The organism is Pseudonocardia adelaidensis (assembly GCF_039543345.1).
GTDB classification, from domain to species: domain Bacteria; phylum Actinomycetota; class Actinomycetes; order Mycobacteriales; family Pseudonocardiaceae; genus Pseudonocardia; species Pseudonocardia adelaidensis.
Window position 1 is genome coordinate 102,120 of record NZ_BAABJO010000020.1, and the last position, 16,834, is coordinate 118,953.

Sequence of the window (16,834 nt, forward strand, 5' to 3'; positions counted from 1 at the left end):
GGCGCCCTGCCGGAACCCCGACCCGGTCGCGCGGCACCGTAAGCTCGCGCTGCCGCCACGGTGCTGATTCCGTGGACCTTCCGCGGCATCACCGCCCCGCCGACACCGACGACCCGATGGACGTGCTCTAGCGATGCACCTGACCCGCTTCGAGATCAACCCCCGGCGGCGCACGGCGCGAGAGCTGCTCGCCTCCCCGCAACGTCACGCACGAGATCGCGGCGAGGACGGCGCCGACGAGGCGGGCGGGTGCGCTTCGCCGATCGCCGGTCACGCACAGCTCGGGATCGGCGCCATCCTCACGGTCGCCGCCGCCGGTTGGGTTGCCGGGCTTGGCTGCGCGCCCGGTGACGGGCGGAGCCTCGGTCCGTGCGCGCTCAGCGACGGTCGTCGTTGATCGCCCGCAAGCTCGATCACCGCCTCCGCGAAGTTGGGCAGCCGAACCGCCCCTCGGACGCGGGGGTGGTCCCAGTCGGGACGGCGCCGAGCTGTTCAGGACGACGTGCGCCCCGCGGACGCGGGGGTGGTCCCCCGGTTGGGTCCGGGTCGACCCTGAACGGCTCGTGCGCCCCGCGGACGCGGGGGTGGTCCCAAGACGCCGATCACGTCCGGCTCGACCGGGACGTGCGCCCCGCGGACGCGGGGGTGGTCCCTGGGTCAACTCGGCTGCCGGGCAGGCGCAGCTGTGCGCCCCGCGGACGCGGGGGTGGTCCGTCCGGGCTGATTCCCGCCGTCCGGATCGTCGAGTGCGCCCCGCGGACGCGGGGGCGGTCCCCGGTCCGCGGACGGCGACGCATGTCCGTGCGGGCGTGCGCCCCGCGGACGCGGGGGTGGTCCCGCGACCTGCCAGTTCTCGTTGTCGACGGGATCGTGCGCCCCGCGGACGCGGGGGTGGTCCGGCCAACTGGGTCGAGCGCGCTGGCGGGCTCCCGTGCGCCCCGCGGACGCGGGCGTGGTCCCCAAGCCTGGTACCTCGGGCAGCTCCTCGCGTTGTGCGCCCCGCGGACGCGGGGGTGGTCCCAGCTTCGCCTGCGGCCCGAGGCTGTCGCGCATGTGCGCCCCGCGGACGCGGGGGTGGTCCCGAGATCATGTGGTTCCTCGGCGACATGAACAAGTGCGCCCCGCGGACGTGGGGGTGGTCCGGCAGGCAACCTGCGCCGCTGGATCGAGGAGGCGTGCGCCCCGCGGACGCGGGGGTGGTCCCGCCCAATCCATCCCGACCAGGGACGCCTTGCGGTGCGCCCCGCGGACGCGGGGTGGTCTCGCCGCATGGGACGGCAACAACGCTCAGCACTTGTGCGCCCCGCGGACGCGGGGGTGGTCCCCGCCGCGGTCCATGTTCACGCGCTGCCGCAGCAATGACCCCTTGACGACCCACCCATCCACCCAGTGCTACCGCGGCGACGGCCCCACAACCGATCGCCAACCGTCGCGGACAGACACCGAACCGGTGCGTACTGCGCTGTGGGGCTGGAGCAGACCGTGCCCCATTTCGCGGCCGTCGACGCCGTGCTCCAGTTTTGCTCCACTTGGCCCACGGAACAGCCACGCCAACCGTCATGACAAGATCGACAACGGATGTAGAAAAGCCCACCTGACCTGGACAAACTCAGGTGGCGGGGTTCTAGATGGACGAGTGGAGCTGAGGGGATTCGAACCCCTGACCCCTTGACTGCCAGTCAAGTGCGCTACCAGCTGCGCCACAGCCCCTTGCCCCGACAAAGTTACACGACCCCCAGAGCACCCCGGGAAGCGGGTCGCCGACACCCCGGTGTTGACCTAGGTTCCGGCTGGGTGCAACCTGCTGACATCGGCCGTGTCGTCACCGTCGCCGACCCGAGGGTCTCCCCCGATGGCCGTCGGGTCGCCTTCGTCGTGACCAGGGTGGACCTGGAGGGCAACCGCTACCGCAGCTCGGTCTGGCTCGCCGCGGCGGACGGGTCGTCGGCCCCGTTCCCCTTGACGGCGGGTGACCAGGACGGGCAGCCGGCCTGGTCGCCGGACGGGCGTCGGCTGGCGTTCACCCGGCGCGGGGCGGACGGCCGGAGCTCGCTGCACGTGCTGCCGGTGGACGGGCCCGGGGAGACGGTGGCGGTCTGCGTGCGGCCGGAGGCGATCGGGCGACCGGCCTGGTCGCCGGACGGTTCACGGCTCGCGTTCGCGTCGCGGGAGCGGGCGAGCCGCTACTCCGAGGGGGACGACGACCTCGCCCGGCCGCCGCGGCGGATCGACCGGCTCTACTCCCGCCTCGACGACGTGGGCTGGATCATCGACCGGCCGCGGAGCGTGTTCGTGGTGCCCGCGGACGGGTCGGGCGAGGCGACGCTCGTGGCGGGCGGGCCGTACGAGCACGGCGACCCTGCGTGGTCGCCGGACGGGCGGACGCTCGCGGTGACGGCCGCCCGGAGCAAGGACTGGGACCTGGAGCTGATCGACGACGTCCATCTGATCGACGTGGACGGCGGGGTGCGGGCTCACCGACCGCGGGCTGTCCCACAGCCTGCCCGCGTTCAGCCCGGACGGCACGCTGATCGCCGCGGTCGGCCAGGACAACCGGATAGTCCACTCCCACGCGCAGGTCGTGGTGCTCGACGCGCAGACCGGTGACGAGCGCGTGCTCACCGCGGCGTTGGACCGGCAGTGCGTACGGGCTCCGCTGTGGCAGGGCGAGCACGTGCTGTTCTCCCTCGAGGACGGTGGCGACGTGGAGGTGTGGCGGGTCCGCGCCGACGGGGACGCCACGCCTGAACCGCTGGTCGACGGCACGCGGGTCGTCACGGGCTTCGACGCCGCCGGGGGCACGCTCGCGTTCGTCGCGACCACCCCGACCGAGCTGCCCGAGCTCTACGTCCGCGACGCCCAGGGCGCCGAACGGCGGCTCACCTCGCTGGGGAGGGCGTTCCACGACGCCGTCCCGGCGGCCTGGCCGGAGCACTTCACGGTGCCGTCGCCCGCGGGCGACGGGGAGGTCGACGCGTGGCTGGTGCGTCCGGCGGAGGCGCCGGAGGGCGAGCGGCTGCCGGTCCTGTTGTCCGTCCACGGTGGCCCGATGTCGCAGTACGGCAACTCGTGGTTCGACGAGTTCCAGCTCTGGACGGGCGCGGGGTACGCGGTCGTCTACTGCAACCCGCACGGCTCGACGGGCCGCACGGAGGCGTGGGCACGAGGGATCCGGCCGCCGGAGGCAGCCGAGGTGCCCGGCACCGGGTGGGGCGGCATCGACGCCGACGACGTACTGGCCGTGCTCGACGCCGCGCTGGCCCGCGAGCCGGCGCTGCACCCCGACCGCGTCGGCGTGCTGGGCGGCTCGTACGGCGGGTACATGACGAGCTGGCTGGTCGGGCACACCGACCGGTTCGCGGCCGCGTGCAGCGAGCGGGCGTGCAACAACCTCGAGTCGGAGGAGTGGAGCTCGGACTCGGCGGGCTACTTCCGCTTCGAGTTCGGCCTGACGCACCTCGACCGGCCCGACGTCTACCGGCGGATGTCCCCGATCAGCTACGTGCGGGACATCGACACGCCGCTGCTGATCCTGCACGCCGAGGACGACCTGCGCTGCCACGTCGAGCAGGCCGACCAGCTGTTCGTCGCCCTGCGGATGCTCGGCAAGCCGGTGGAGTACTGGCGCTTCCCCGCCGAGAGCCATGAGATGTCGCGCAGCGGGTCTCCCCGGCACCGCGTGCAGCGGGCCGAGATCATCCTCGACTGGTTCGGCCGGCACCTCGGCGGGCGCCGGCCGGCCTTCACCTGGGACCACCCGTCCCGGGAGGGATGACCTCAGCCGAGCGCCTTCTGCAGCCAGCTCGTGTCGTTGAGGTCGATCTTCTTGCCGTCGATCGCGACGGTCGGGGTGCCGAACCGGCCCTCCGTCTGCAGGGCCGGGTCCTTCGTGGCCTTGTCGGTCTCCTTCGCGATCGCGTCCGCGTGGGAGTTGCCCTGGACGCACCCCGCGAAGTCGCCCTGAGCTCCCAGCTCCGTGCCGAACTGGATCAACTGCTCGTTGCTCAGGCCGGCGCTGCCCTCCGCGGGCTGCTCGTCGAAGAGCTTCTTGTGGTAGCGCGGGAAGATCCCGGCCGGCACCGCGCAGAGCGCGGCGTTCGCCGCCCGTGTGGAGTAGCCGGCGGGGTTGCTCTGCTCGTCGAGGATGGCGATCGGGTGGAAGCGGACGGTCAGCCTGCCCTCGTTCAGGGCGGTCGTGATGTCGTTGCCGTAGCGCTCCTCGAACCGCTCACAGCTCGGGCAGATGTAGTCCTGGTAGACGTCGATCACGGCCGGGCCGGTGCCCGCGGTGACGACCGCCCCGTCCGCCTTGGCGGTGTAGGTGGGTTCGACGTCGGCGCCCAGTGCACGGGCGATCAGCACCGCACCCCCGACCGCCACGGCGAGGACGATCACCACGGCCACCACGATCATCGGGGTCCGGTTGCGCTTCTGCGGCGCCTGGATGCCAGCGGCGGCGAGGCGGCGCTGGGCCGCCTCCTGCTTGCGCTGCTTCTCGGCGCGTGAACCTCCGGCCATGTCAGCCCAACCTCCTGGTTCCGATCCGGTCGTCGAGTGCCAGCACCGTGCGCGGGCGGACGATCAGCCAGCCCGCCATCAACAGGAAGCCCACGTCACGCACGATCTCCTGCACGTAAGTCGTCTCACCGGGTTCCACCGCACCACCGCCGCCGAAGCACCCGCAGTCGATCGACAGGCCGCGCGCCCAGGCCTGGGCCACTCCGACGACGAACACGAGCAACAGCGCGGCGGACAGCGCGGCGACCAGGCGGGTGCCGACGCCGACCAGCAGCAGCACACCGAGCGCGAGCTCGACCCACGGCAGCAGCGCCGCCACGACCTCCACGCCCGCGGCGGGCAACACGTCGTAGGCGCGCACGGCGACGTAGGTCTGGTCCGGGTCGACGGCTTTGAGCAGGCCGGACACCAGCCACACGGCGGCGAGGCCGAACCGTGCCAACGTCCCGACGACGTCGAGCGGGCGGGCACGGTCCACGGGCTCAGCCTAGCCACGTCGATGATCGCAGCGGGTAGCACCCTGCGTACGGAGGGTCACTCCTGCCGGATTCTAGGCTTGCGTGATGAGCGATGTCCCCGACCCGGCCGACCTGGCCGGACACGACCACCACCATGCCGACGTCTCCGGCGGGTGGCTGCGTGCAGCGGTGTTCGGAGCGATGGACGGCCTGGTCACGAACATCGCGCTCGTCGCGGGCGTCGGCGGCGGGGGCGCCGACCGGCAAACGATCATCCTGACCGGGATGGCCGGGCTCGTCGCGGGCGCGTTCTCGATGGCCCTCGGTGAGTTCGCGTCGGTCGACACGCAGAACGACGCGGTCGCCAGCGAGGTGGCCGTGGAACGCGAGGAGATCCGGATCCACCCGCTCGCCGAGCAGGCCGAGCTCGCCCGCATGTACGAGGACATGGGCCTCACCCGTCCCACGGCAGAGGCGATGGCCCGAGAGGTGCACGCCAACCCGGAGCTGGCGCTGAAGGTGCACGTGGCGCAGGAGCTCGGCGTCGACGTCGACGAGCAGCCCTCGCCGTGGGTCGCCGCCATCTCGTCGTTCCTGTGCTTCGCCGGCGGTGGGGTGATCCCGCTGATCTCGTTCCTGCTCGGGTCGTCGTCGCTGCCCGTGGCCCTGCTCGTGGGGGCGGTCGGGTTGTTCACGGTGGGCGCGCTCACGTCCCGGTTCACCACGCGCGCCTGGCTGTTCAGCGGCCTGCGGCAGCTCGCATTCGGAGCGCTCGCCGCGGGCGCGACCTACGTGGTCGGGATGCTGATCGGCGTGGGGGTCACGGGATAGGCCCCCGACGCGAGGGGCATTCCGCCCCGGAGCACTCCGCGCCCGACTCCACAGCGGCCCGTGGGGCAGACGCGGCCGGCAGGGTCTCGGGCGCACGCAGCCAGAAGCCGAGCGCGAGGAACGCCACGGCACCGGACACGACGAACGCGGCCCCGAACCCGGTCACCTCGGCGAGGGCGCCGGCGACCACCGGGCCGACGATGGCGCCGAGGTCCGCCGCCATCTGGAACCCGGCGAGCACGGTCCCTCCGCGCGCCCGCGAGCCGATCACGTCGGCGACGGCAGCGTTGATCGGCGGGTTCACGAGGCCGCTGCCCATGCCGGCGAGCAGGCTCGCGGCCAGGAACAGGACCGGGTCGGTGAGGAACCCGAGAACGGCGGTGGCCGCCGCCGTGACGGCGAGACCGCCGAGCACGGGTGGGCGGCGGCCGCGCCGGTCCGCCAACCGGCCCGCCACCACGAGGGTGGCCGCGTTCCCGACGGCGAACACGGCGAGGGCGATGCCGCCCCACGCCTCGGGCTGCCCCAGCGCTTCGACGACGAACAGCGGCACCAGCGCGACGCGGACCCCGAACACCACCCACCCGTTGGCGAAGCTGGCGGCGAGCGCCGCGCGGTACGCCGGGTGGGACAGGGCCGTCCGGAACCGGGCGGGCGGCTCCGCCGCCACCTGCGCGGAGCCGTTCCCGTCCCGTCCGCGCAACAGGGCCACGGCGATGCCCACGACGACCACGAGCACCGCCGCGTACACGAGGAACGGCGCGCGCAGGCTCACGGCGCCCAAGCCGCCGCCGACGAGCGGCCCGATGACGTTGCCCAGCAGGAACCCGGTGGCCCACATCCCGGAGGCGCGGCCGCGCATGTGCACCGGCGCGAGCCGGATGAGCAGCGACAGCGCCGACACGGTGAACATCGTGGAGCCGATGCCCCCCAGCCCGCGCAGCACGAGCAATTGCCAGTAGCTCGCCGCGAACGCGCACGCCCCGGTGCTCAGGGCGACGACCGAGAGGCCGATCATGAACGTCGCAACCTCGCCGACGCGGCCCACGATGCGCCCCGAGAGCGGCGCGAACAGGAGCCTGACGAGCGCGAACACGCTGATCACGAGGGAGGCCGCCGTGATGCCGACGTCGAACGACCGGACGAACACCGGCAGCGTCGGCGCAACGATCCCGTAGCCGATGGCGATGAGGAACGAGGTGCCGACGAGGACCCAGATCTCGCGGGGCATCCGCTCCTGCACGTCCGCAAACCCTACGGGTGGTCATGCGGATGCCGGGGTACAGGGCGGGCATGGCGGAGTTCGAGGCGGAACGCGGCATCCACGCCGCGGCGGAGCAGGTGTTCGCCGTGGTGTCCGATCTGGACCGGCTGCCGGAGTGGCTGCCGTCTCCCGTGGACGTGCGCCCGACCGGCGGCGGCGAGGTGCACGCCGACGTCCCGGAGCGGGGGGTCGACGCGGAGGGCACCGTGCGGGTGCGCCCCGAGCAACTTCGCGTGGAGTGGGCCCACGCCCCCGAGTACGCGGGCTGGCTGCAGGTCGAGCACGCCGAGGGCGACCGCTCCTCCGTGCTCCTGCACCTCTCGTTCCTCGGCGACCAGCCGGAGACGCGCGGCGGTACTCCCGCAGCGGACGTGCGGGAGTGGCTGGACGACGCCCTGACCCGCCTGGAGCGGGTGGTGACCACCAGCGCCTAGCCGGCGCCCTCCTGGGGCGCACATGGACTTCGGGTCGATCAGGTGCCCTTGATCGAACCGAGGTCCACCTCCATCACGCCAGGAGGGCCCGCCAGCGGTCGGCCGACTCCATCATGTCCAGGCTGACCCGCTCCAGGAAGATCCCCACCTTGGCCAGCCGCTGCCCCACGGGCCCGGCGCGCCCGAACGTCTCCGCCGCCGCCATCGCCGCCTTCGCCGTCTCGAGCGTCTGCCGCGAGCTGATCAGGATCGTGTGGTACCAGGCGTCGTCGTCGACCACGTAGATGTCACGACGCCGCTGCGGATCACGCTCGCGCCGGACGTACCCCTGCTGGATCAGGTAGTTCACGGCCACGGAGACGGAGGCCGGGCTCACCTTCAGCCTGCGGGTGAGCTCGGCTGCGGTGCGCCTGCCGTCCTCGGACAGCAGCAGATCGAGGTGCACGCGCGCCGTGGTCCGCGGCAGCCCTGCCCTGACCGCCATCTCGATGATCTCCTCCTCGATCACGCTGCCCGACGGCCCGGCCTCGCGTGGGGGTTCGGGGGTGCCACGCCGCGCCCGCCGGACCGTCGCCCGGTGCGCACGCTGGGGGCGGTAGCTGCCGGGGCCGCCGTTGCGTGCGACCTCCCGGCTGATCGTCGAGGTCGGCCGGTCGAGCCGCCTGGCGATCTCGGCGTACGAGTGGCCGTCGGCGAGGCCTGCGGCGATGCGATGGCGGTCCTGCCGGGTCAACCGTCCTCCTGGCACGCCACCAGTATGGCCTTCGCCGTCATTCATTGCAACGCAACGTTGCGTTCGCGTCCAGCGTCATTGCATCAGTTTGTCCAAGTTTGCCTGCGAGAATGACTTCAACATAGTTGACCATGTACTGAACGCAACGTAGCTTTCGAGTTGTGTCAAACAGGAGCGAACCCCTCCACACCGTCGCGACGCTTCCGCCCGCGCGCCCACCCGGCTGTCCCTTCGACCCGCCGGCCGAGCTGCTCGACGCCCGCCGGTACGGCCCCATCAGCCGCTACTCGTTCCCCGACGGGCACCAGGGCTGGCTGATCACCGGATACGACCTGGTCCGGACGGTCCTGGCCGACTCGCGGTTCAGCTCGCGCAAGGAGCTCATGCGCCACCACCCGTTGATCGACTACAGCGGCGTGGAGGTCCCGCCCGCGCCGCCCGGCGAGTTCCTCCTCATGGACGAGCCGCAGCACAGCCGCTACCGCAAGCCGCTGGTCGGCAAGTTCACCGTGCGGCGGATGCGACTGCTCACCGAGCGCGTCGAGCAGATCACCGCCGAGCACCTGGACGCCATGGAGGAGGCCGGCCCGCCGACGGACCTGGTGACCGCGTTCGCCACGCCCATCCCCGCCATCATGATCTGCGAGCTGCTGGGGGTGCCGTACGCGGACCGCGGCTCCTTCCAGAAGCAGGTCGAGTCGTTCATGAGCGGCGAGACGAGCGACGAGGACCTCATCGCGGCCTATACCGCGACCCAGGAGTACCTCGCGGAGCTCGTCGCGGCCAAGCGCGCGCACCCCACCGACGACGTGCTCAGCGACCTCACCGACAGCGACCTGACCGATGAGGAACTGAGGGGGATGAGCCTGATCCTGCTGGCGGCCGGGCTCGACACGACCGCGAACATGCTGGCGCTGGGCACCTTCGCGCTCCTGCGCCACCCGGCGCAGCTTGCCGCGCTGCGGGCCGACCCCGCACTCGCCGACCGGGCCGTCGAGGAGCTGCTGCGGTACCTGAGCGTCGCCAAGACGCTCATGAGGACGGCGCTGGAGGACGTCGAGCTGGCCGGGCGGACAATCGAGGCCGGATCCGCGGTGATCCTGTCCTACAACACCGCCAACCGCGACCCCGAACGCTTCGCCGATCCCCACGTGCTCGATCTCCACCGGCAGGCTGGCGGGCACCTGGCCTTCGGCCACGGCATCCACCAGTGCCTGGGGCAGCAGCTGGCCCGCGTCGAGATGCGGGTCGCGTTCCCCGCGCTGCTCGGACGCTTCCCCACGCTCCGGCTGGCCGTACCCGCCGACGACGTCGCCCTCCGCCCGGAGACCGCGGACGTCTACGGGGTGAAGAGCCTCCCGGTCACCTGGGACGCGTGACGGCCGCCGCTGGGCCCGGAGGCTCGGCCCCACGAGGGCGAGCGTGCTCCGCGGACCCACCCGCGGACCGGAACTAGCCCAGCTCACCACCATGCACCGCACGCCACGCAACCACCACGGACCGGGGTCCGGGGGCGCGCCCTCGGCTGGGGGTGTGGGGGGCCGGGCCCCCACAAGACACTCCGCCACACGAAATCGGCGAGTGTGCTCCGCGAGCGCGCCTGATCGCGCACATCCAACGCGCCGGCCACCACCGATGGGGTTTGGCGGCTCGCCCCCGGCTGGGGGTGTGGGGGGCTGGACCCCACAAGACACGCCAACACACAAGCCGGCGAGCGTGCTCCGCGAGCACGCCTGATCGCGCACATCCAGCGCGCCGGCCACCACCGATGGGGGTCCGGGGGCGCGCCCCCGGCTGGGGGTGTGGGGGGCTGGGCCCCCCACAAGACACTCCGACACACGAAATCGGCGAGCGTGCTCCGCGAGCACGCCCGCCGATCGGGTGCACGCCTGATCGCGCAGATCCAACGCGCCGGCCACCACCGATGGGGGTCCGGGGGCGCGCCCCCGGCTGGGGGTGTGGGGGGCTGGGCCCCCCACAAGACACTCCGACACACGAAATCGGCGAGCGTGCTCCGCGAGCACGCCCGCCGATCGGGTGGAGGTGCCGGGAATCGAACCCGGGTCCTCCGTCGCTTCACAAGGGCTTCTCCGTGCGCAGTCCGCTGTGCCTCTACTCGGATCCACCGGTCACGCGGACGAGCCGGTGTGACGATCCCAGTCGCTGTCTGTTGTCCCCGTCCGCCCCGCGACCGGACGAACGGGTGAGTCCCCTAGCTGATGCCGGACCCCGGGTCGGGAACACACCCGGGCCGACAGTCCCTCACTGGATCAGGCGGCGAGTGCGTACTCGGCCTGAGCCGGGACAGTGCGCTTATTAGCGGCACTTGTTTTTTTGCGACGCATGGTTAACGAGATCATCGTCGCCTTCCTCGGCACGCTTCCCCTTGATCCGCATCCGGAGTCGAAACCGTTCACCCCCTTCGCCGCCCCGTCAGGGGCGTCCGGACAGTCTAACGCGAGGGCGCGGTCCGTTCATCCCGATTCCACACCCGGGTGTGGCGGCCCGTTCAGTCGTGGCGTCCCAGTAGCCGGTCGGCGAGGGCGCGGACGCCGTGCCGCTCGTGGTCGCCGGTGCGCTGGGCGGGTACCTCGCCCTGTGGGTCGTCGCGGGTGGCGCGGTCCTGGCTGCCCTGGTGGCCCACCGCGGCGGAGCCGCCGGTGGCGGAGGGGCCGTGCCATGCCTGGTTCAGCGGGTCGCTGTCCGGCTGCTGCCCGGGTCCGGGCGCCTCGTGCCTGCCGCCGCGGCCGCCCGGGCCGACCTGGAGGTCGTCCGTGCGTGCCGCCGGGTCCGCGGCCGGCCCCTGGCCGTCCGGCTGCGTGCCGCCTACGTGCACGCCGGGCTGCTGCTCGACGGGACCCGTGGGTTCGTCGCCGCCGTCGTGACCCCGCGGCCGGTCGGATGCGGGATCTGGCCGCTGACCCGCGGGCACGCCGGCGGTGTCGTGGTCCTTTCCGGGGGGACCGTCGTGCGCGGCGTGCTGCCCCGTCGGGCCTGCAGGCGTTCCGAACTGCCCGCCCTCGGGGCCCCCGTGCTGCTGTGCCGCGGGGTGCTGCCCGCCGGGCGCGCCCTGCGCGGCCGGGTCCGGGTCGTGCTCGCGGTGCTGCCCCATCGCAGCCGCGGGGGCGGCGAACTGCCCGCCGGGCGCGGACGGGCCGGCGTGCCGGCCGGGCCCACCATCGTGCTGCTGCTCCCGCTGGTGCTGCCCGGCGAACGCCCCGTGCTGCTCGTGCGCAGCCGGGTCGGCGTGGTGCTCGGGCCCACGCTGGTCCGGCGCGGACCGGTCGTGGCCTGCGCCGGCCATCCGGAGGTCGTCGGTGCGGCCCGCGGGATCGGCGGGGCCGTCGCGGCGCGAGCCGTCGGGGTCGATCCGGTCGGCCGCGGCCTGCCGGGCCTGCGCCGCCTCCCGGTCCTGATCGGCGCGCGCGGCCTGTTCACGGGCCTGGGCCCGCTCGTGGTCGGCGCGGGCCGTCCGCTCGGCCGCCTCGGCCTCGCGGCGCTGGGCACTGGCAGTGCGGATCTCCGCCTCGTGCCGGTGCTCGGCCGCCTCGATGCGCTGCTGCTCCTGTCTGCGTCGCCTGCCCTGGACGGCGAGGATCGCGACCGCAGCGATCACGGCCAGCACCACCAGCACGACGACGATCGTCAGCCCCATGTCCATCCCCGGGCGTACCCGCTGGTCAGGATCGGCAATCGGACGGGTCAGAGTGCCAGCAGGCGACCCGGTGCGGTGTGCAGGGCCGAGCGGAGGAAGGCGTCGCCGAGGCGGTCGTCGGCCGCGGCCCACTCGGCGACGGCGCGCACCTGCTCCGCGTAGGGGTAGGGGATGTTCGGGAAGTCCGACCCGAACACCACGCGGTCCGCCACGTCCGCCAGCCGGGCGGGCCAGTCGGCGGGCAGCGGCGCGAACCGGCTGCTGAACGCGGTGCCGACCATCGTCGTGTCGATGTGCACGTGCTCGTAGCGGCGCACGAGGTCGAGGGCCGCGACGAAGTCGGGCATCCCGGCGTGGGCGAGCACGGCACGCAGCTGGGGGTGCTCGGCGAGGACGTCCCCGAACACGTCCAGCCCGGTGTGGGCACCCGGGATCGGCCCGTGCCCGCAGTGCACGACGACGGGCACGCCCGCGTCGGCGATGAGCCCCCAGGCGGGGCGCAGCAGCGGGTCGCGCGGGTCGAACCCACCCACCTGGACGTGCACCTTCACCGCTCGCGCCCCGGCCGCGAGGGCGACACCGAGGTAGTCGGCGACGTCCGGCTCGGGGTAGAGGGTGGCCGTCGGCAGGGCGTCCGCAGTGGTCGTGGCGAACTCCGTGACCCACTCGGTGAGCCAGCGCGCCATGCCCGGCTTGTGCGGGTAGACGAGCGGCGCGAACGTCTGCACGCCGAGCTTCCGCAGCGTGGCGACGCGCTCCGGCTCGGGCGTGCGGTAGTGGATCGGCCACGCCGTGCCGTAGTGGGTCTGCGCCTGGTCGAAGTACGCCCAGACCTTGCGCAGCACCCGCTCCGGCAGGAAGTGCACGTGGATGTCGACGATCCCGGGCACGCCGAGCTCGGAGAGGAACCGCGGGACGTCGTCGTCGGACTCCGGAGGCGCCGGAACCGTCACCGCATCTCCCGGGCGCGACCCTTGACCGCCCGCCCGTACGCCCGCTGGATCTCGCGGTCGGCGTCGCGCTTGGCGAGGTCGGCGCGCTTGTCGTAGGCCCGCTTGCCTCGGGCGAGTGCCAGCTCCAGCTTGACCTTGCCGTCGCTGAAGTACAGCGACATCGGCACGAGCGTGAGCCCGCCCTCGCGGATCTTGCCGATCAGCCGCTCGATCTCGCCGCGGTGCAGCAGGAGCTTGCGGGTGCGCCGGGGCTCGTGGTTGGTCCAGCTGCCCTGCGTGTACTCGGGGATGTGCAGGCCGCGGAGGAACACCTCGCCGTCGTCGATCGTGGCGAAGGAGTCGACGAGGGAGGCGCGACCCAGCCGCAGGCTCTTGACCTCGGTTCCCATGAGCGCCACGCCGGCCTCGTAGGTGTCGAGGATGGTGTAGTCGTGTCGCGCCCTGCGGTTCTGCGCGATCACCTTTCGGCCCGTCTCCTTCACCTGTCCAGCCTACGCGGGGACACGGATCAGAGCCTCGCGGTTAGAGCCGCACGTACATCCGCAGCGTCGCGTAACCGGTGATCGCGGCGATGCCCCCACCGATCATCACGAGGATCGGCGCGACCCAGACGATGTCGGCGAGCTCCACCGGCGGCACCACTCCGTTGGCGACGATCCCGGAGAGCAGCTTGTCGATGAACAGGTACTTCCCGGCCAGCAGGCCGCCGACGGCGATGAGGGCACCGACCACGCCGGTGACCACCGCCTCGATGAGGAACGGCAGCTGCGTGTACCAGCGGGTGGCGCCCACTAGCCGCATCACGCCCACCTCGACCCGCCGGGTGAACGCCGAGATCTGCACCGTGTTGGAGATCAGCAGCAGCGCCGCGATCGCCTGCACGAGGGCGAGCGCGAACGTCACGTTGCGGAAGCTGCCGATCATGTCGAACAGCTTGGAGACCACTTCCCGCTGGTCGATCACGTTGCGCACGCCCACCTGGCCGTTCATGGCCTGTCGGACGGCGTCGGCGCCGCCCTGCTGGTCGGCGAGCCGCACCCGCAGGGTGGCCGGCAGCGACTGGGGGCGCGCGACGTCGGCGAGGGCCTGCCCGGCGAAGAGCTCCTGGAAGTGCTCGTAGGCCTCCTGCTGGCTCTGGAACCGCACGGACTCCACCAGCGGTGACCGTTCGAGGGTGTCGCGAAGGCCGGTGCAGATCGGCTGGCTGCAGTCGAAGTCGGCGGCCGAGACGTCCGCGGTGAGCGTGACCTGCACCTCGAAGCGGTCGCTGTAGAGCTGCTCGGTGCGGTCGATGGTGCGCACGGCGAGCAGCCCGGTGCCGACGAGGCCGAGCGAGATCGCGGTGGTCAGCACCATCGCGATGGTCATCGTGACGTTCCGGCGCAGGCCGGTGAAGACCTCGCGGGCGACGAAATCCGAGCGCATGCTCCTACCGCCCCACGCCGTAGACGCCGCGCGCGTCGTCGCGGACGACGAGACCGAGGTCGAGCTCCACGACGCGGCGGCGCATCGAGTCGACGATCGAGTGGTCGTGGGTGGCCATGAGCACGGTGGTGCCCGTGCGGTTGATGCGCTCCAGCAGCAGCATGATGTCCTGGCTGGTGTCCGGGTCGAGGTTGCCCGTGGGCTCGTCGGCGAGCAGCACCTGGGGGCGGTTGACGAACGCGCGCGCGATCGCGACGCGCTGCTGCTCGCCACCGGAGAGCTCGTGCGGCATGCGGTCCGCCTTGCCGGTGAGCCCGACGAGGTCGAGCACCTCGGGCACGACCTTGCTCACGGTGTTGCGCGATTTGCCGATCACCTCGAGGGCGAACGCGACGTTCTCACCGACCGTCTTGTTCGGCAGCAGCCGGAAGTCCTGGAACACGCACCCGATGCGCTGGCGCAGCTTCGGCACGCGGCGGCGCGGGAGCTTCGCGACGTTCATGTCGGAGATGAAGATGTTGCCCTTGGTCGGCACGTCCTCGCGCAACAGCAGCCGCAGGAACGTCGACTTGCCGGAACCCGACGGGCCGATGAGGAAGACGAACTCGCCCTTCTCGACCGACATCGACACCCGGTCGAGGGCCGGGCGCGTCGAGGTCTTGTACAGCTTGGTGACGCGTTCCAGGCGGATCACGACGCGGAAGGCTACCCGCCGGTCGGTGCCGCCCCGGGAACCGACCCGCCTATGCGGACGCGACTGCCTGGTTGCGCCGCCAGCGGATGCCGGCCTCGATGAAGCCGTCGATGTCACCGTCGAGCACGGCCGACGGGTTGCCGACCTCGTACTCGGTGCGCAGGTCCTTGACCATCTGGTACGGGTGCAGCACGTAGGAGCGCATCTGGTTGCCCCACGACGAGCCGGCGTCCTTCAGCGCGTTCATCGCCGCCTTCTCCTCCTGGCGGCGGCGCTCCAGGAGGCGCGACTGCAGCACGCGCATGGCGGCGGCGCGGTTCTGGATCTGCGACTTCTCGTTCTGGCAGGACACCACGATGCCGGTGGGCAGGTGCGTGATCCGGACGGCGGAGTCGGTGGTGTTGACGCTCTGCCCGCCCGGCCCGGAGGAACGGAACACGTCGATGCGGATCTCGTTCTCCGGGATGTCGACGTGGTCGGTGGTCTCGGTGACCGGCAGGACCTCGACCCCGGCGAACGACGTCTGCCGGCGGCCCTGGTTGTCGAACGGCGAGATGCGGACCAGCCGGTGGGTGCCCTGCTCGACCGACAGCGTGCCGTAGGCGAACGGGGCGTGCACCTGGAACGTGGCCGACTTGATGCCCGCCTCCTCCGCGTAGGAGGTGTCGAGGACGTCGACGCCGTAGTCGTGCCGCTCGGCCCAGCGCAGGTACATCCGCATGAGCATCTCGGCGAAGTCGGCCGCGTCCACGCCGCCCGCCTCGGAGCGGATCGTCACCAGCGCCTCGCGCGGGTCGTACTCGCCCGACAGCAGGGTGCGCACCTCGAGCGAGGCGATCTCCTCGCGCAGCTTGGCGCGGTCGGCGTCGGCGTCGGCGATGGCCGACTGGTCACCCTCGTCCTCGGCCAGCTCGTAGAGCACCGGCAGGTCCTCGAGGCGGCGGCGCAGGTCCTCGAGGCGGCGCAGGTCGCCCTGGGCGTGGGCGAGCCGGCTCGTGACCCGCTGGGCCTCCTCCGTGTTGTCCCACAGGTCGGGCTGCCCGGCCTGGTCGGACAGATCGGCGATCTCGGCGCGCAGCGCGGGCAGATCGGTGACCGCCTCGATGTTCTCCAGGGTGGCGGAGAGGTCCTTGAGGTCCGCGGCGGCGTCGGGGTTCACAACGCTCCAGGTTACGCCCCGACGACTCCGGCCATCCGGGACGGCGACTAATCGGGTATGGCGTCGAGCAGCTCGAGCACGGCGCGGACGTGCGCGACCGCGAAGTCGGCCACGGCCTTGCGGTACGGGTCGCGCTCGCCACGCGCCGCCCTGCGGGCCACCGCGAGCCGCTCGGTGTAGGCCTCGCGGCTGGTGCGCACCAGCTCGGACCGCTGCTTCGGACGGAGCGTCCGCGCGTGCAGCAGGCGCAGCACCAGCGGGCTGCGCAGGCTGTCGACCCCCCGTGCCGCGGCCAGCCACGCCCGGAACGCCCGCTTGCCCTGAGCCGTGATCACGTACTTCTGCGACGCCCGCGGCCCCTGCTCCCCCCGCTCGAGCAGGCCTGCGGCGGCGAGCGCAGGCAGCTCCCGGTAGACCTGGCTGCGCGTGACCGAGAAGAAGGCGCCGAACCTCTCCGCAGCAGCCGTCACGAGCTGCCCGCCGGACATCGGTCCCTCGTGCAGCAGGCCGAGCAGCGCGGCGGCGGTGGCGTTCACGGCGGGTGCTCGTGGGGCCGGCATGCCGGCCACCGTGCCATCCGGCGCCGCGAATCGCCACGACGGTGGCGCGCAGCGTGACGAGAGATCACCCCGCACGGCCACTTCACACCGAGCACACAGGAAACGACCCAAGGTACCGGCCTACGCCCGTCGGATCGACCGGATTACGCT

General features: G+C 72.5%; 16 protein-coding genes, 1 tRNA gene and 1 other RNA gene. 5 read left to right on the plus strand and 13 right to left on the minus strand.

The window, feature by feature from the left end:
* Positions 1-1,637: 1,637 nt before the first annotated feature.
* Positions 1,638-1,710: transfer RNA gene (locus ABEA81_RS24870), tRNA-Ala, on the minus strand.
* An 84-nt stretch (positions 1,711-1,794) separates the two neighbouring features.
* On the opposite strand from ABEA81_RS24870, the gene ABEA81_RS24875 reads away from it, so the two are divergent.
* Positions 1,795-2,607, plus strand: coding sequence for a TolB family protein (locus tag ABEA81_RS24875; RefSeq protein WP_345607728.1), 813 nt, complete (start codon positions 1,795-1,797; stop codon positions 2,605-2,607).
* The gene (locus ABEA81_RS24880) at positions 2,582-3,775 is read left to right on the plus strand and encodes a S9 family peptidase (RefSeq protein WP_345607729.1); all 1,194 of its coding nucleotides are present in this window, start codon (positions 2,582-2,584) and stop codon (positions 3,773-3,775) included. Before ABEA81_RS24875 ends, ABEA81_RS24880 begins: the two co-directional genes overlap by 26 nt.
* A 2-nt stretch (positions 3,776-3,777) precedes the next feature.
* Here the strand turns inward: ABEA81_RS24880 and ABEA81_RS24885 are convergent, their stop codons facing one another.
* A complete protein-coding gene (locus ABEA81_RS24885) occupies positions 3,778-4,518 on the minus strand; it encodes a DsbA family protein (protein ID WP_345607730.1) in 741 nt (246 codons plus the stop codon).
* A 1-nt stretch (position 4,519) separates the two neighbouring features.
* A complete protein-coding gene (locus ABEA81_RS24890; protein WP_345607731.1) occupies positions 4,520-4,996 on the minus strand; it encodes a MauE/DoxX family redox-associated membrane protein in 477 nt (158 codons plus the stop codon).
* An 85-nt stretch (positions 4,997-5,081) separates the two neighbouring features.
* Here ABEA81_RS24890 and ABEA81_RS24895 point away from each other — a divergent pair, with 85 nt between their 5' ends.
* A complete protein-coding gene (locus tag ABEA81_RS24895) occupies positions 5,082-5,807 on the plus strand; it encodes a VIT1/CCC1 transporter family protein (RefSeq protein ID WP_345607732.1) in 726 nt (241 codons plus the stop codon).
* On the opposite strand, the gene ABEA81_RS24900 is transcribed toward ABEA81_RS24895, so the two are convergent.
* Positions 5,797-7,050: an MFS transporter gene (locus ABEA81_RS24900; RefSeq protein ID WP_345607733.1), complete on the minus strand. Its 1,254-nt coding sequence runs from the start codon at positions 7,048-7,050 to the stop codon at positions 5,797-5,799. The two genes, ABEA81_RS24895 and ABEA81_RS24900, sit on opposite strands and share 11 nt — an antisense overlap.
* Positions 7,051-7,100: 50 nt before the next feature.
* Between ABEA81_RS24900 and ABEA81_RS24905 the strand changes: the two genes are divergently transcribed.
* Positions 7,101-7,505, plus strand: coding sequence for an SRPBCC family protein (locus ABEA81_RS24905; RefSeq protein WP_345607734.1), 405 nt, complete (start codon positions 7,101-7,103; stop codon positions 7,503-7,505).
* Between the two features lie 73 nt (positions 7,506-7,578).
* Here ABEA81_RS24905 and ABEA81_RS24910 read toward each other — a convergent pair whose 3' ends face one another.
* Entirely contained in the window at positions 7,579-8,238 is a 660-nt protein-coding gene (locus ABEA81_RS24910) for a GbsR/MarR family transcriptional regulator (RefSeq protein WP_345607735.1), read from the minus strand.
* A 161-nt stretch (positions 8,239-8,399) separates the two neighbouring features.
* On the opposite strand from ABEA81_RS24910, the gene ABEA81_RS24915 reads away from it, so the two are divergent.
* Positions 8,400-9,617 carry a cytochrome P450 gene (locus tag ABEA81_RS24915; protein ID WP_345607736.1) on the plus strand — a complete coding sequence of 406 codons (1,218 nt, stop codon included), beginning with the start codon at positions 8,400-8,402 and terminating at the stop codon, positions 9,615-9,617.
* 656 nt (positions 9,618-10,273) lie between these two features.
* On the opposite strand, the gene ssrA is transcribed toward ABEA81_RS24915, so the two are convergent.
* From ssrA to ABEA81_RS24955, 8 genes are all read right to left on the minus strand, one after another.
* Positions 10,274-10,659: a transfer-messenger RNA gene (gene ssrA / locus ABEA81_RS24920) on the minus strand.
* Positions 10,660-10,747: 88 nt separating this feature from the next.
* Positions 10,748-11,893, minus strand: coding sequence for a hypothetical protein (locus tag ABEA81_RS24925; RefSeq protein ID WP_345607737.1), 1,146 nt, complete (start codon positions 11,891-11,893; stop codon positions 10,748-10,750).
* 47 nt (positions 11,894-11,940) lie between these two features.
* On the minus strand, positions 11,941-12,846 hold the full coding sequence (locus ABEA81_RS24930) for an amidohydrolase family protein (protein ID WP_345607738.1): 906 nt from the start codon (positions 12,844-12,846) through the stop codon (positions 11,941-11,943).
* The gene (smpB, locus tag ABEA81_RS24935; RefSeq protein ID WP_345607739.1) at positions 12,843-13,328 is read right to left on the minus strand and encodes an SsrA-binding protein SmpB; all 486 of its coding nucleotides are present in this window, start codon (positions 13,326-13,328) and stop codon (positions 12,843-12,845) included. The genes ABEA81_RS24930 and smpB overlap by 4 nt, the downstream gene beginning before the upstream one ends.
* A gap of 40 nt (positions 13,329-13,368) precedes the next feature.
* Complete coding sequence (gene ftsX, locus ABEA81_RS24940; RefSeq protein WP_345607741.1) at positions 13,369-14,271, minus strand: permease-like cell division protein FtsX; 903 nt, start codon at positions 14,269-14,271, stop codon at positions 13,369-13,371.
* A 4-nt stretch (positions 14,272-14,275) separates the two neighbouring features.
* Positions 14,276-14,965: a cell division ATP-binding protein FtsE gene (gene ftsE, locus ABEA81_RS24945; protein ID WP_345607742.1), complete on the minus strand. Its 690-nt coding sequence runs from the start codon at positions 14,963-14,965 to the stop codon at positions 14,276-14,278.
* 49 nt (positions 14,966-15,014) lie between these two features.
* Entirely contained in the window at positions 15,015-16,124 is a 1,110-nt protein-coding gene (gene prfB, locus ABEA81_RS24950) for a peptide chain release factor 2 (RefSeq protein WP_345607743.1), read from the minus strand.
* 47 nt (positions 16,125-16,171) lie between these two features.
* Positions 16,172-16,684 (minus strand): helix-turn-helix transcriptional regulator, encoded by a 513-nt coding sequence (locus ABEA81_RS24955; RefSeq protein WP_345607744.1) that lies wholly within the window; start codon positions 16,682-16,684, stop codon positions 16,172-16,174.
* Between the last annotated feature and the right edge of the window lie 150 nt (positions 16,685-16,834).

Bases quoted from the DNA above. Each gene is read 5' to 3' on its own strand.
- ABEA81_RS24885 (WP_345607730.1), bottom strand. From the start codon at position 4,518: ATGGCCGGAGGTTCACGCGCCGAGAAGCAGCGCAAGCAGGAGGCGGCC.
- ABEA81_RS24895 (WP_345607732.1), top strand. From the start codon at position 5,082: ATGAGCGATGTCCCCGACCCGGCCGACCTGGCCGGACACGACCACCAC.
- ABEA81_RS24905 (WP_345607734.1), top strand. From the start codon at position 7,101: ATGGCGGAGTTCGAGGCGGAACGCGGCATCCACGCCGCGGCGGAGCAG.
- ABEA81_RS24925 (WP_345607737.1), bottom strand. From the start codon at position 11,893: ATGGGGCTGACGATCGTCGTCGTGCTGGTGGTGCTGGCCGTGATCGCT.
- ftsX (WP_345607741.1), bottom strand. From the start codon at position 14,271: ATGCGCTCGGATTTCGTCGCCCGCGAGGTCTTCACCGGCCTGCGCCGG.
- ABEA81_RS24955 (WP_345607744.1), bottom strand. From the start codon at position 16,684: ATGCCGGCCCCACGAGCACCCGCCGTGAACGCCACCGCCGCCGCGCTG.